The sequence below is a fragment of the Pseudactinotalea sp. Z1748 genome, assembly GCF_049725185.1.
In the GTDB taxonomy this organism is placed as follows: Bacteria; Actinomycetota; Actinomycetes; order Actinomycetales; family Beutenbergiaceae; genus CALKWS01.
The window spans coordinates 135,930-149,266 of record NZ_JBMPQB010000003.1; the positions used below are offsets into that span (position 1 = coordinate 135,930).

General features: G+C 70.4%; 13 protein-coding genes. 12 read left to right on the top strand and 1 reads right to left on the bottom strand.

The window, feature by feature from the left end:
- Window positions 1-21: 21 nt before the first annotated feature.
- On the top strand, window positions 22-948 hold the full coding sequence (locus ACO0LU_RS07955; RefSeq protein ID WP_424790840.1) for an FKBP-type peptidyl-prolyl cis-trans isomerase: 927 nt from the start codon (window positions 22-24) through the stop codon (window positions 946-948).
- The gene (gene hisF, locus ACO0LU_RS07960) at window positions 945-1,718 is read left to right on the top strand and encodes an imidazole glycerol phosphate synthase subunit HisF (protein WP_424790841.1); all 774 of its coding nucleotides are present in this window, start codon (window positions 945-947) and stop codon (window positions 1,716-1,718) included. The genes ACO0LU_RS07955 and hisF overlap by 4 nt, the downstream gene beginning before the upstream one ends.
- 7 nt (window positions 1,719-1,725) lie before the next feature.
- Here hisF and ACO0LU_RS07965 read toward each other — a convergent pair whose 3' ends face one another.
- Window positions 1,726-2,346 carry a TIGR03085 family metal-binding protein gene (locus tag ACO0LU_RS07965; RefSeq protein ID WP_424790842.1) on the bottom strand — a complete coding sequence of 207 codons (621 nt, stop codon included), beginning with the start codon at window positions 2,344-2,346 and terminating at the stop codon, window positions 1,726-1,728.
- 108 nt (window positions 2,347-2,454) lie between these two features.
- On the opposite strand from ACO0LU_RS07965, the gene ACO0LU_RS07970 reads away from it, so the two are divergent.
- The 10 genes from ACO0LU_RS07970 to lgt all read left to right on the top strand — a co-directional run bounded on the left by ACO0LU_RS07970 (window position 2,455) and on the right by lgt (window position 13,228).
- Window positions 2,455-4,302: an ABC transporter ATP-binding protein gene (locus tag ACO0LU_RS07970; protein ID WP_424790843.1), complete on the top strand. Its 1,848-nt coding sequence runs from the start codon at window positions 2,455-2,457 to the stop codon at window positions 4,300-4,302.
- A gap of 2 nt (window positions 4,303-4,304) precedes the next feature.
- The gene (locus ACO0LU_RS07975) at window positions 4,305-6,098 is read left to right on the top strand and encodes an ABC transporter ATP-binding protein (RefSeq protein WP_424790844.1); all 1,794 of its coding nucleotides are present in this window, start codon (window positions 4,305-4,307) and stop codon (window positions 6,096-6,098) included.
- 43 nt (window positions 6,099-6,141) lie between these two features.
- Window positions 6,142-6,510 (top strand): phosphoribosyl-AMP cyclohydrolase, encoded by a 369-nt coding sequence (gene hisI / locus ACO0LU_RS07980; RefSeq protein WP_424790845.1) that lies wholly within the window; start codon window positions 6,142-6,144, stop codon window positions 6,508-6,510.
- Window positions 6,507-8,093, top strand: a complete 1,587-nt coding sequence (locus tag ACO0LU_RS07985; RefSeq protein WP_424790846.1) for an anthranilate synthase component I — start codon at window positions 6,507-6,509, stop codon at window positions 8,091-8,093. Before hisI ends, ACO0LU_RS07985 begins: the two co-directional genes overlap by 4 nt.
- Window positions 8,090-8,758 (top strand): Trp biosynthesis-associated membrane protein, encoded by a 669-nt coding sequence (locus ACO0LU_RS07990; protein WP_424790847.1) that lies wholly within the window; start codon window positions 8,090-8,092, stop codon window positions 8,756-8,758. The genes ACO0LU_RS07985 and ACO0LU_RS07990 overlap by 4 nt, the downstream gene beginning before the upstream one ends.
- A gap of 36 nt (window positions 8,759-8,794) precedes the next feature.
- Complete coding sequence (locus tag ACO0LU_RS07995) at window positions 8,795-9,250, top strand: HGxxPAAW family protein (RefSeq protein ID WP_424790848.1); 456 nt, start codon at window positions 8,795-8,797, stop codon at window positions 9,248-9,250.
- A gap of 63 nt (window positions 9,251-9,313) precedes the next feature.
- Window positions 9,314-10,129: an indole-3-glycerol phosphate synthase TrpC gene (gene trpC / locus ACO0LU_RS08000; RefSeq protein ID WP_424790849.1), complete on the top strand. Its 816-nt coding sequence runs from the start codon at window positions 9,314-9,316 to the stop codon at window positions 10,127-10,129.
- Window positions 10,126-11,376 carry a tryptophan synthase subunit beta gene (trpB, locus tag ACO0LU_RS08005; RefSeq protein WP_424790850.1) on the top strand — a complete coding sequence of 417 codons (1,251 nt, stop codon included), beginning with the start codon at window positions 10,126-10,128 and terminating at the stop codon, window positions 11,374-11,376. Before trpC ends, trpB begins: the two co-directional genes overlap by 4 nt.
- Complete coding sequence (gene trpA / locus ACO0LU_RS08010) at window positions 11,373-12,200, top strand: tryptophan synthase subunit alpha (protein ID WP_424790851.1); 828 nt, start codon at window positions 11,373-11,375, stop codon at window positions 12,198-12,200. The genes trpB and trpA overlap by 4 nt, the downstream gene beginning before the upstream one ends.
- Window positions 12,200-13,228, top strand: coding sequence for a prolipoprotein diacylglyceryl transferase (lgt, locus tag ACO0LU_RS08015; RefSeq protein ID WP_424790852.1), 1,029 nt, complete (start codon window positions 12,200-12,202; stop codon window positions 13,226-13,228). Before trpA ends, lgt begins: the two co-directional genes overlap by 1 nt.
- Window positions 13,229-13,337: the final 109 nt, after the last annotated feature.

Consider the following 13,337-nt stretch of genomic DNA (forward strand, 5'->3'; position numbering starts at 1 on the left):
GGAGCCGTAGACTCTGGATCTGTGTTGCCATCCCGCCGAACCGTCCTGAGTGCGCTGAGCCTGGCCACGCTCGGTGCGGCCGTGGCCTGCCGGCAGGAACCGGATCCGGAGTCCGACGGCGAGGTGTGGGTTTCCGGGGAGTTCGGCACGAAGCCTCGGGTCGACTTCGAGACGCCACTGAGCATCTCGGCGCCCTACACCGAGGAAATCATCACCGGCGAGGGAACCGAACTGCGCGATGACGCCGCGGTGATGCTGTCCTACCTCGCCATCGACGCGGTGACCGGGGAGACGATCAGGGAGAACTACCAGGAGACCCCGGAGATCATGGTGCTCGGTGAGGAAGCCGGGGTGCTGCACGCCGAACTCCTCGGACGCACCGAGGGTTCGCGGTTGCTCCGGGTGGAACTGGGTACCCGGGAACGGCCAAACCCCACCGTGCTGGTGTACGACATCCGCCACACCACCGCCTGGGGCGAACCGGTGCCGGCACCCAAGAATGACGACCAGACCCCGCAGGTCGGTACCGACGACGACGGGATCCCCGTGGTGCAGGTACCCGATGCCGACCCACCGGTAGACCTGCAGGTGGTTCCGGTGCTGCGTGGTGACGGCCCCCAGGTCCGCGACGGACAGGCCGTCACGGTGCGTTACTCCACCTACTCCTGGAGCACCGGCGAGATCACCGACACCCTCTGGGGGGAGGGCATGTTGCCCACCACAATCCCCTTCACCGGCCTGATCCCGGCCTGGCAGAACGGGCTTGTCGATGAGCAGGTCGGATCCCGGTTGATCCTGGTGACGCCCCCGGAACTGGCGTTCGGCACCGAGGCGCTGGTGTTCCTCATCGATGTGCTCGCGGTCTCGGCGATGGAGGAGAACGGCGAGGACGGGGAGGACGGCGAGGACGGCGAGGACGGCAGCAACGAGGAGGAGGACACCGGATGAGCGTGGCGCTACGGGTGATCCCGTGCCTGGATGTGGACGGCGGACGGGTGGTCAAGGGGGTGAACTTCGCCCACCTGCGCGACGCGGGCGACCCGGTCGAACTCGCCAAGCGGTACGTGGCCGAGGGGGCTGACGAGGTGACGTTCCTGGACATCTCGGCCTCCACCGAGGACCGGGCCACAACCGTGGACGTCGTCAGCACCACGGCAGAGGAGGTGTCGGTGCCGTTGACGGTCGGCGGTGGCGTGCGGACCGTGGCCGACGTGGATGCGCTGCTGCGTGCCGGAGCGGACAAGGTCGGGGTGAACACAGCCGCGATCCAGCGTCCGGAACTGATCGCCGAGATCGCCCAGCGGTTCGGGTCCCAGGTGCTCGTGCTGAGCGTGGACGCCCGGCGGGTGCCCGAGGGCACCACGACCGGATCCGGGTTCGAGGTCACTACCCATGGCGGGCGGCGCGGCACCGGCATCGACGCGGTGTCCTGGGCGGTGCAGGCGGCCGAGTCCGGGGTGGGGGAGATCCTGTTGAACTCCATGGACGCCGACGGCACCACAGCCGGTTTCGATCTGGAGATGACCACGGCGGTGCGTGAGCGGGTCAGCGTCCCGCTGATCGCCTCCGGCGGCGCCGGCAGCGTCGAGGACTTCGTTGCGGTCGCCCACTGCGGAGTCGATGCGGTGCTGGCGGCCAGCGTCTTCCACTACGGCACCCTCACGATCGGTCAGGTCAAGGACGCCTTGGCCGGGGCCGGGTTCCCCGTCCGTCGCTGACTGCAGATCACTGCTCACACCTCGGCTCCTGCGCTGCGACCGCGACGACGTCGACGTCGGCGTGCTCGGTGCGGCCGGTCAGGTACAGCGCGAGTTCCACCGGTTCGCCGGTGACAGCGATGCTGCGCCGCGCGCGGCGCACCACCGCCCTGGGCCCACCGGGCACCACCAGCACCATACCGGTGCGGGCCCGGGCCTGGGTGGTCCTGCCTGCCCGGCGGACCTGCACCCATAGGGTAGACAACTGTTCCGGCGCCAGATTGCGCGGCTGCACCGGCCCGTCGGCGCGGCGGACATCCTCGTGATGCACCACGTACTCCAGCAGGTGGATCGCATCTCCGGCCAGTGCCATCGGGTTCCAGGCGGCAGGCTCGGCCAGGAACCGATCCAGCAACCCCTCGTAAGCCTCCGGATCGGCGTGGGCCTCACCCAACTCCATGGTGCGGGTGTCGGTATCGGTCAGTCCGGGCAGGAGCCCGGTGACCAACCCTCCCGGGCGGTGCACCCGCAGGTACAGGTGCGCGGCTAGGTGCCGGCTCCGCCACCCCTCGCACAGGGTGGGAGCGTCGGGACCCACCGCCCGCAGTGTGCTCGCCAATTCGCGCTGCTCCCAGCGATACCAGTCCATCCCCTCACGATCGCACAACAGGACCTACGTCACAGTGTCGTTGTACATGACGGTAGGCGGCGCATGGGAGCATGGTGCGCACATCACCATCGAGGAGCAGATCCCGTCATGGCAGGACCGCCTGAGGCAGCAACCTCTCGGGCATACGCACTTCCCGGTGGCGCGTTGCGCCGTTCGCTGCTGCTGATCGGCCGGGGAATCGCGTCGCAGAAACGCACGTTCGCCGTCGCGATCACGGCCAGTGCCGTCTACGGGGCCGCCCTGGTGGGCTCGGGGTGGGCACTGGGTCAGATCACCGACTCCGTGGTGGTGCCGGCGCTGTCCGGGTCCGACGTCCCGACAGCCCGCATCTGGATCGCGGGTCTGGTGCTCCTCGGGATCGGTCTGGTCACCGCCCTGAGTGTGGCGCTCCGCCGCGTCTTCGCCGGGCGGGGCACCATGGATGTGCAGGCCGGTCACCGCCGCCTGGTCACCCGGCAGTACCTGCGCCTGCCGATGAGTTGGCACCGGCGGCACCCGGCTGGACAGTTGCTCTCCAACGCCAACGCCGACGCCGAGGCCGCCGGCGGGGTGTTCCAGGCCCTGCCGTTCGCGCTGGGCGTGCTGGTGATGATCGCCATCGCCTCGGCCGCGATGCTGATCGCTGATCCGGTCACGGGGCTGATCGGAGTGGCGGTGCTCCCGATGGTGCTGGTGCTCAACGCCGTCTACCGGCGCTTCGTCAACCCGGCCGTTACCGAGGTGCAGCATCAGCGAGCGGTGGTCGCCGACTCCGCGCACGAGAGCTTCGAGGCCGCCGCCGTCGTCAAGGCGCTGGGCACCGAGGCGCTGGAGGAGGAGCGGTTCGCTGCGGCAGCAGACGACCTGCGGGCTGCGAACGTGCGCGTCGGGCGGATCCGCTCGGTGTTCGATCCCGCAATCGAGTACCTGCCCGCCCTGGCCACGCTGGGGGTGCTGGCCGTGGGTGCGGTCCGGATCGAGGCAGGCCTGATGAACACCGGCGGGGTGGTCACCACCGCGTACCTGCTGACCATCCTGACCTTCCCGGTACGGGCCATCGGGTTCGTGCTCGGTGACCTACCGCGGTCCCTGGTCGGGCACGCCCGGATCTCCCGGGTGGTCGACGCGCGCGGGTACCTGAGCGAGGGCACCGGGGTGCTCACCGCCGGCGGTGGGATGCACCTGTCCGCCGAGTGCGTGACACTGACGGTGCCGCGCCGCGACGCGGACGGCTCGGCCGGCACCCAGGACCTGCTCTCCGGCGTCTCCTTCACCGTCGAGCCCGGCCAGATCCTCGCGGTGGTCGGCTCCACCGGTTCGGGCAAGTCCACGCTGGTGGACCTGCTCGCCCGGCTCAGCGACCCCACCTCCGGGGTGGTGCGCTACGACGGCCTCGACGCCCGTGAGGTGTCCACCGCCCATCGCACCGGGGCGGTGGCCCTGGTGTCCCAGCAGGCTTTCGTGTTCGAGGACACAGTGCGTCACAACGTCACCCTCGAACAGTCGTCGGCGTGGACCGACGAGCACGTGTGGTCCGCTCTGGAAGTGGCACGCGCCGACGGCTTCATCAAGGACCTGCCCGAGGGCCTGGACACGGTGATCGGGGAGCGCGGCTCCAGCCTCTCCGGGGGGCAGCGCCAGCGCCTCGCGATCGCCCGCGCCCTGATCCGCCGCCCCCGGCTGCTGATCATGGACGATGCCACCTCCGCGGTGGACCCCATGGTGGAACAGCAGATCCTGCGCGGCCTGGGTGAGCACGTGGGCGGTGTCAGCGTGGTGCTGGTGGCCTACCGCACAGCGAGCATCGCGATGGCCGACTCCGTGCTGCACCTCGAGCGAGGGCAGGTGGTGGATCGGGGCACCCACGCCGAACTGCTCACCCGCGATGCCGGCTACCGCCAGATCGTCACCGCCTACCAGGTGCAACGCCAGGAGCGAGAGGGGCAGCGGGAGTGACGATGAGCGAGCAGAGATCCTCCGCACGCATCTCCGAAGCCTCCGAACTCGGGGTCTTCGGCACCGTCGCCGAAGGGATCCGACTCTCCCCGGCCATGCGCGTCGGAATCGGTTTCACCATGGCCCTGGCCCTGGTGGCCACCGCAGGACGCCTGATCGTGCCGCTGGCGGTGCAACGCACCACCGATGCCGGCATCCTGGCCCCGGGCGGGGTGGACGTGGGCCTGGTGATGCGCCTGTGCGCGATCGCCGCGGTGGGACTGCTGCTGACCGGAGCGTGCACGTCCTGGGTGAACTACCGGCTGTTCCGCGCAGCCGAGGGTGGCCTGGCCCAACTACGCGTTCGCGCCTTCCGGCACATCCACGATCTGTCCTCCCTGACGCAGAACACCGAGCGCCGCGGGTCGCTGGTCTCCCGGGTCACCTCGGATGTGGACACGATCTCGCTGTTCGTGCAGTGGGGCGGGTTGATGCTCATCCTGTCCTCGCTGCAGATCCTCGGGGCCACCGTGGTGATGCTGGTCTACTCCTGGCAACTCACCCTGCTCGTCTGGGCCGCGTTCGTGCCGATGATGCTGTTGGCGCCCCGGGCGCAGAAGGCACTCTCCAAGGCCTACGGCGAGGTTCGGGTACGCATCGGTGCGATGCTGGCTGCGGTCTCCGAGGCGGTCGTGGGTGCCTCCACCATCCGTGCCTACGGGGCGGGCGAGCGGACCAGGGGCCGGATCGAGCAGGCCATCACCAGCCACCGCGACGCCGCGGTGCGCGCCCAGACGTACGCCTCGATCGCCTTCTCCTCCGGGGTGCTGCTGTCCTCGGTCGCGCTTGCCGGGGTAGTGGTGGCCGGGGTGTACCTGGGCCTGGACGGGGGGATCAGCATCGGCGTCCTGCTCGCGTTCCTGTTCCTGGTGCAGATCTTCGTGGGCCCGGTGCAGAGCGCCACCGAGGTGCTCAACGAACTACAGAACGCCGTGGCCGGGTGGCGGCGCGTGATCGCCATCGTGCACACCCCGCTGGATATCGATGAGCCTGCCGAACCCGCTCCGCTCGGGCCGCGCGGCCCGGCGGCCCTGAACTTCACCGACGTGAGTTTCGCCTATCCCGGTGGTGACTCCGTGCTGACCGGCATCAACCTGGACATCCCGGCTGGGGCCCGGGTGGCGATCGTGGGGGAGACCGGTTCGGGCAAGACCACCCTGGCCAAACTCCTCACCAGGTTCATGGATCCGGCCACCGGCACGGTGAGCCTGGACGGGGTGGACCTGCGCCGGATCGCGCTGGCCGATCTGCGCCAGCGGGTGGTGATCGTGCCCCAGGAGGGGTTCCTCTTCGACGGCACCATCGCCGAGAACGTCGCGTACGGACGCACCCGCGCCGGCGCCGAACAAGTCGCCGCCGCGATGAGGGACCTGGGCCTGGACGACTGGCTGGCCACCCTGCCCCACGGGGTGCACACCGACGTGGGCCAGCGGGGGGAGTCCCTGTCCGCCGGGGAGCGCCAGCTGGTCGCGATCGCCCGCGCCTACCTGGCCGATGCGGACGTACTGATCCTGGATGAGGCGACCTCCGCCGTCGACCCTGCCACCGAGGCCCGGATCAGCCGGGCGCTGGCCTCCCTGACCGCCGGACGCACCTCGGTGGCCATCGCGCACCGGCTGTCCACCGCCGAGGCAGCAGATCTGGTGGTGGTGGTCGACGCCGGACGGATTGTGGAGTTCGGGCCGCACAACGAACTGGTGCAGGCCGGCGGCCGGTACGCCGACATGTACGCCTCCTGGGTGGTGCAGAGCGGTTGAGCGCGGGCGTGGAAGAGCGCCGCGAGCGTGGGAGGATGACACCGTGCCTGAAGAATCCCCCGCAACGCTGGCGCCCGAGGTCGCTGCGCGATTGAAACGAGACGACCAGGGCCTGGTGGCCGCCGTCATCCAGGAGGAGAGCACCGGACGGGTGCTGATGGTCGGCTGGATGGACGATGAGGCCCTGCATCGCACCCTCACCTCCGGGCGGGTGACGTTCTGGTCCCGCTCCCGCGGTGAGTACTGGCGCAAGGGTGACACCTCGGGCAACGTCCAGGAAGTGCGCGGGGTGGAACTGGACTGTGATGGCGACGCGCTGCTGGTGCAGGTACGCCAGCACGGCGCGGCCTGTCACACCGGTACCCACAGTTGCTTCGACGCCGGCGGTGCACTCTCGGCGGTGCGGGCATGAACGCGCCCGCCCCGGGCACACCGAATCCGCCCACGGACCTGCCCTGGGGCCACACGTGGCCGGCCCGGGAGGACTTCCTGACGATGGCCGCCGACCACCGAAGGGTGATCCCGGTGGTTCGCAGGCTGCTGGCCGACGACGTGACCCCGGTGGGCCTGTACCGCCGGCTCAGCGCGGGACGGGAGGGCACCTTCATCCTGGAGTCGGCCGGTGCCGACGGAGTCTGGTCGCGCTGGTCCTTCGTGGGCGTCCGGGCCCGGGCGGTACTGACGTGCCACCAGGGCCGGGCCCGCTGGCGCGGTGACGTCCCGGCCGGCATCCCCACCACCGGTCCGGTCCTCGAGGTGCTGCGTGAGGCTCTGGAGAAGCTGCACACGCCCGCCATCGAGGGCCTGCCGCCGCTGACAGGCGGCCTCGTCGGCTCGATGGGCTGGGACGTGATCCATCAATGGGAGCCCTCGTTGCCCGGGCACGCTCCGGACGAGCTCGACGTGCCGGAGGTGTGCCTGGGGCTGGCGAGTGATCTCGCTGCCGTCGACCACGCCGGGGGGTCGGTGTGGCTGATCGCCAACGCGATCAACTTCGATGACACCGACGCCCGCGTCGAGGAGGCCTACGACGACGCGGTGGCTCGCCTGGACGCCATGCAGGAGGCCATGGTCACGCCCGCGCCCGCCCAACCATTGGTCACCGGTGACGCCGCCGTCGAGCCCGATTTGCGGTTCCGAACCCCAAAGGAGGACTTCCTCTCCGGGGTGCGCACCGCCAAGCAGGCGATCGTGGACGGCGAGGTCTTCCAGGTGGTGTTGTCCCAGCGACTCGACCTGGACAGCCCCGCCGACCCGCTGGACGTCTACCGGGTGCTGCGCACCATCAACCCCAGCCCATACATGTACTACCTGCACCTGGCCGACACCGAAGGGGAGGACTTCTATGTGGTGGGCTCCTCCCCGGAGACGCTGGTGAAGGTCGAGGGCCGCGAGGTGACCGGGTTCCCGATCGCGGGGTCCAGGCCCAGGGGAGCAACCCCGGCGCAGGACAAGGAACTGGCCGAGGAACTACTCGCCGACCCCAAGGAACGGTCCGAGCACATCATGCTGGTGGACCTGGCCCGCAACGACCTGGGCCGGGTGTGCCAACCCGGCACGGTCACCGTGGTGGAACTGATGCAGGTGCTGCGCTACAGCCACATCATGCACATGGCCTCCACCGTCACCGGGCATCTGCGGCCCGATGCCACGGCGCTGGAGGCCTTCACGGCCACCTTCCCGGCGGGGACTCTTTCCGGCGCGCCGAAGGCACGGGCGATCGCGCTGATCGATGAGCTCGAGCCGGCGCGCCGCGGGATCTACGGGGGTGCGGTGGGCTATTTCGACTTCGCCGGGGACATGGACATGGCGATCGCGATCCGCACCGCCGTGATCAAGAACGGGCGGGCTACCGTGCAGGCCGGCGGTGGGATCGTGGCCGACTCCGACCCCGAGAGCGAGTACCTCGAGTCCCGGAACAAGGCGGCGGCTGCTGTCCGGGCGGTGCAGCGGGCCGCGGGGGTGCGGACCGTGGTGGCCGGGGCGAAGGAATGAGCCGCGGCCGGGTGGTCCTGGTGCTGGTGCTGCTCGGTGCCGGCGCGTTCGGTCTGAGCCTGCTCACCTGGGTCGGTGCCGAGGCGGTGACGACGCTGGGTCCCCAGCCGGTGCGGGTCTCCGGTGCCGGAGCGGCGCCAGTGGTGCCCAGTGCGGCCCTGGTCGTGGTGGTCGCGGGACTGGCCGTGGGCCTGTCCGGCCCGGTGGTGCGGATCCTGGCACCGGCAGCGGCGGCCCTGGCGGCGGTGGTGGCCCTGATCGCCGGGATCGTGCTGATCGCCGACCCGGACCCGGCGGCGCGCTCGGCGGCCGGGGAGGTCGGCGGGGTCCGGGAAATCACGGGCGCGGCCGAACTGACCGTGTGGCCCTGGGTGGTGGTGGTGCTGCTGGCATCGACCGTCCTGGTGGCCCTGGTGTTGCCGTTCCGGGCCGGCACCTGGGCGCCGGCGGCGGCCAGGTACGAACGCGCTGCGGTGCGCGCCGAGGGTGCTGGGGCGGCCGGGACGCGAACAAACGGCGCTGCGGCGGGACAGGCTACTTCCCGGGCGGATTGGGATGCGCTCAGTAGGGGTCTGGATCCCAGCGTGACCGACGATGAGCACGGTGGGCAGGACGAGCCCGGCGAGCGGGGCGCTGGGCGCGATGCCTCCGGTCAGGAACGATAGGCTGTGTCCAGCCGCATTCCAGGAGGATCTGCACCCATGTCGAACTCGTCCCAGTACCCGCCGTTGCCGCCGTCCGAGCCACCGTCGCACGCCCCGCACGCCAACCACGGCGGGACACCAGCAGGCTGGGCGTTGACGGGTGTGTCGGCCATGGGTGCGGTGATCGTGGCGATCGGGATCATCCTGCCGTCCACCCCGGTGATCCTGGCCGGTGTGATCGTGCTGGTGGCCGGTGCGGTGATCTCACTGGTGCTGCGCGGATTGGGGATGGGCCAACCCAGCCAGCCCGCGAGGTCGGACCCCGATGACGAGTTGGCGCACCTGCGCAGCCCCGGTCCGATCGCCGCCGAATCGCGCAAGTCCGATCTGCAGGGCGCACCTCCCGAGGCACCGGAGGCTCACGACGGGCAGTCCCCGGCCGCACAGGTGCAGTCCGCCGAGGGCGACGGGGGTCAGAGCAGGGAGGCCGAAGCGCAGGACGCGGACAGGTAGTCGGGCCCTCGGTCATCCACACGACCTCAGGCCCCTACGATGGGACCGGGAGGAGAGTGCAGCGTGACTGTTCTGGAGGAGATCGTGGCAGGGGTCCGTGAGGATCTCGCCGCACGCGAGGCCGACGTGAGCCTCGATGAACTCAAGCAGCGCGCGGACGCGCGCCCCTCGGCGATGCAGGCCCGCGAGGTCATCGCCAAGGCCGATGCCGTCACGGTGATCGCCGAGGTCAAGCGGTCCAGCCCGTCCAAGGGTTCCCTGGCACCGATCGACGATCCTGCGAAACTGGCCGCTGATTACGAGGCCGGGGGAGCGTGCGTGATCAGCGTGCTCACCGAGGCCCGCCGGTTCGGCGGTTCCCTGGCCGATCTGTCCGCGGTACGGGCGGTGGTGGACGTGCCGGTGCTGCGCAAGGACTTTGTCGTCACGCCCTATCAGGTGTGGGAGGCCCGGGCCCACGGTGCCGACGTGGTGCTGCTGATCGTGGCGGCGCTGGAGCAGAACGTGCTCACGGCCCTGACCGAGCGGATCCACTCGCTGGGGATGACCGCGCTGGTCGAGGCCCACACCGCCGAGGAGGTGGACCGCGCCGTGGACGCCGGGGCCTCGGTGCTGGGCATCAACGCCCGGAACCTGCACACCCTGGAGGTGGACCGGAACAGGTTCAACGAACTCGCCCCCCTGGTGCCCTCCGGCATCGTCAAGGTCGCGGCTTCGGGTGTGCGAGGACCGCACGACGTGTTCGAGTACGCCCGCGCCGGCGCCGACGCGGTGCTGGTCGGGGAGGCACTGGTGACCGGGGATGATGCCCGGGCGGCGGTGGCGGACATGGTGGCCGCCGGTTCGCACCCGGCCCTGCGTGCGGTCCGGTCCCGATGACCCTGCAGGATCGCGCCGAGCAGTTGCGACTGGCCGTGGGCCCCTACTTTGGTGACTTCGGCGGCCGGTTCGTGGCCGAGGCTCTCATCGCCGCGCTGGACGACCTCTCCGCGGCCTGGGAGAAGGCCAGGACGGAGCCGGACTTCGCCGCCCGGCTGAACGCCCTGCACGCCGACTACACCGGCCGGCCGAGCCCGATCACCGAGGTGCCCCGGTTCGCCGAGCATGCCGGTGGAGTCCGGGTGCTGCTGAAGCGCGAGGACCTGAACCACACCGGCTCACACAAGATCAACAACGTGCTCGGCCAGGCCCTGCTCACCGAGATGGTCGGCAAGAAGCGCATCATCGCCGAGACCGGCGCCGGGCAGCACGGCGTGGCCACGGCCACTGCGGCTGCCCTGTTCGGCCTGGAGTGCACGATCTACATGGGCGAGGAGGACACCCGGCGCCAGGCGTTGAACGTGGCCCGGATGCGCCTGCTCGGAGCCGAGGTTGTGCCGGTGCGCACCGGCACCCGCACCCTGAAGGACGCGATCAACGAGGCTTTCCGGGACTGGGTCACCAACGTCGAGACCACCAACTACGTCTTCGGCACCGTGGCAGGCCCGCACCCGTTTCCCACCATGGTGCGGGAGCTGCAGAAGATCATCGGGACCGAGGCCCGCGCGCAGGTGCTGGAGCGCTACGGGGTACTCCCCGATGCGGTGGTGGCCTGCGTAGGCGGCGGATCGAATGCGATGGGCATCTTCCACGCCTTCCTCGATGATGCTCAGGTGCGCCTGATCGGTTGCGAGGCGGCCGGTGACGGGGTGGACACCGACCGGCACGCGGCCACCATTACCAAGGGCTCACCGGGCGTCTTCCACGGCGCACACTCCTATCTGCTGCAGGACGCCGACGGTCAGACCCTGCCCTCGCATTCGATCTCGGCCGGGTTGGACTACCCGGGGGTTGGCCCGGAGCACTCCTGGCTGGCCGATATCGGGCGTGCGCAGTATCGCCCCATCAGTGACACCGAGGCCATGGACGCCTTCGCGCTGTTGTGCCGCACCGAAGGCATCATCCCGGCGATCGAGAGCGCCCACGCGTTGGCCGGAGCGTTGCAACTGGGCCCTGAACTGGCCGCGGAGGCCGGCGACGGCTCCGAGGCCACCTTGCTGGTCAGCCTGTCCGGGCGTGGTGACAAGGATGTGGCCACCGCGGCCGACTGGTTCGGCCTGATCGATGAGGAGCCGGACGCCGAATGAGCGCCACCGCTGCTGTACTCGATGCCGCCCGGGCCGAGGGCCGGGCGGCGCTGATGGTCTATCTGCCGGTGGGCTACCCGGACCTGGAGGGCTCGATCGCCGCGGCCAAGGCCGCGGTGGCGGCCGGGGCGGACATCATCGAACTCGGACTGCCCTACTCCGATCCGGGCATGGACGGGCCGGTGATCCAGCAGACCGTGCAAGCGGCCCTGGACTCCGGCACCCGCACCACCGACGTACTGCACGCCGTCCGCGAGGTCGCCGCCACCGGCGCCCCCACGCTGGTGATGACGTACTACAACCCGGTGCTGCGGTACGGCGTGCGCGAATTCGCGCGGGACCTGGCGGCCGCCGGGGGAGCGGGCCTGATCACCCCGGACCTCATTCCCGATGAGGCACAGGAGTGGATCAGTGCGGCGCAGGAGTATGACCTGGACCGGGTGTTCCTGGTGGCGCCCAGTTCCACCACCGAGCGCCTGGCGATGACGGCGTCCGCATGCCGCGGGTTCGTCTACGCCGCCTCCACCATGGGGGTGACGGGCGTCCGGGCCGAAGTCGGGGCGCGCGCGGCGGATCTGGTCGCGGCGACCCGCGCCGCCGGTGCGAGCCGGGTGTGTGTGGGCCTTGGGGTCTCCAACGGCGTGCAGGCGGCCCAGGTAGCGGCCTACGCCGACGGGGTGATCGTGGGTTCGGCACTGGTCCGCACCCTGGTCCGCACCGATGGTGACCGGGACGCGGCCCTTGCGGACCTGAGTGCGCTGACCGCTGAGCTCGCCGAGGGCGTGCGCGCGGCCGACCGGTCGACCGTGAGCCGGGAGCACTGATGGGCCAGTTGCTCGCCACCGCCGGTATCCCGAGTCCCGCTCAGGGGGTCTGGTATCTCGGGCCGTTGCCGTTGCGCGCCTACGCGCTGGCGATCTTGACCGGGATCCTGCTCGCGAGCATCATCACCATCCGGCGATACCGGGCCAGGGGCGGCCCGGACGGGGCGTTCGCGGACATGCTGATCGTCGCCGTCCCGGCGGGCATCATCGGTGCCCGGATCTACCACGTGCTCACCCATTACCCATCCTACTTCGGGCCCGGTGCGGACCCGCTGGAGGCCCTGTACATCTGGCGCGGGGGGCTGGCCATCATCGGTGCCATCGCCCTGGGCACCCTGGCCGGGTGGCTGGTCCTGCGTCGCAGGGGCCTGCGCCTGGCTCCGATGGCCGACGCCATCGCGCCGGCGCTGCTGGTCGCCCAGGCGGTGGGCCGGCTGGGCAACTACTTCAACCAGGAACTCTTCGGTGGTCCCACCGACCTGCCGTGGGGCCTGCAGATCGACGGGCACATCCTCGCCGCGCACGGCCTCGAGGCGGGCACGCTGGTTCACCCGACGTTCCTGTACGAACTCATCTGGAACCTGTTCATGGCGGCGCTGCTGGTGCTGTTGGACCGGCGTCTGCGGCTCGGCGGCGGCCAGGTGTTCGCCCTGTATGTGCTGATGTACGCCTCGGGTCGGTTCTGGATCGAGGGGCTGCGGATGGACCCGGCCCTGGAGTTCGCCGGTATCCGGTTGAACGCCTGGGCTGCCCTCGGCCTGGCGGTGGCGGCGCTGATCGCATTCGTGGTACTGCGCAGGCGGGGCTCCCACCACGACACGAGTGTGTGGCTGCCGGGGCGCGAGCCCGCGGATGAAGAGGCCGGCGAGGGCCTCGACGCCGAGGCGCCCGACGGCGACGAGACATCCGGTGACGCCGGGTCGACCCACGACGACACCGCGGCGGGGACGAGCCCCGGTGGGAGCACGGGGGCGCACATCGATCCCGATACCTCCACGATCGACCCGGAGGACGTCGGTAGGGCCTAGTGACCCTTTGCGGCTTGACAGCATAGGTACTGTAAATCCGTTATGGGCTTATCTTGCCCAACCTTCAAGCGTCGGTAAAGTCCACCGGATGATCTGATCTGGTGGCGGC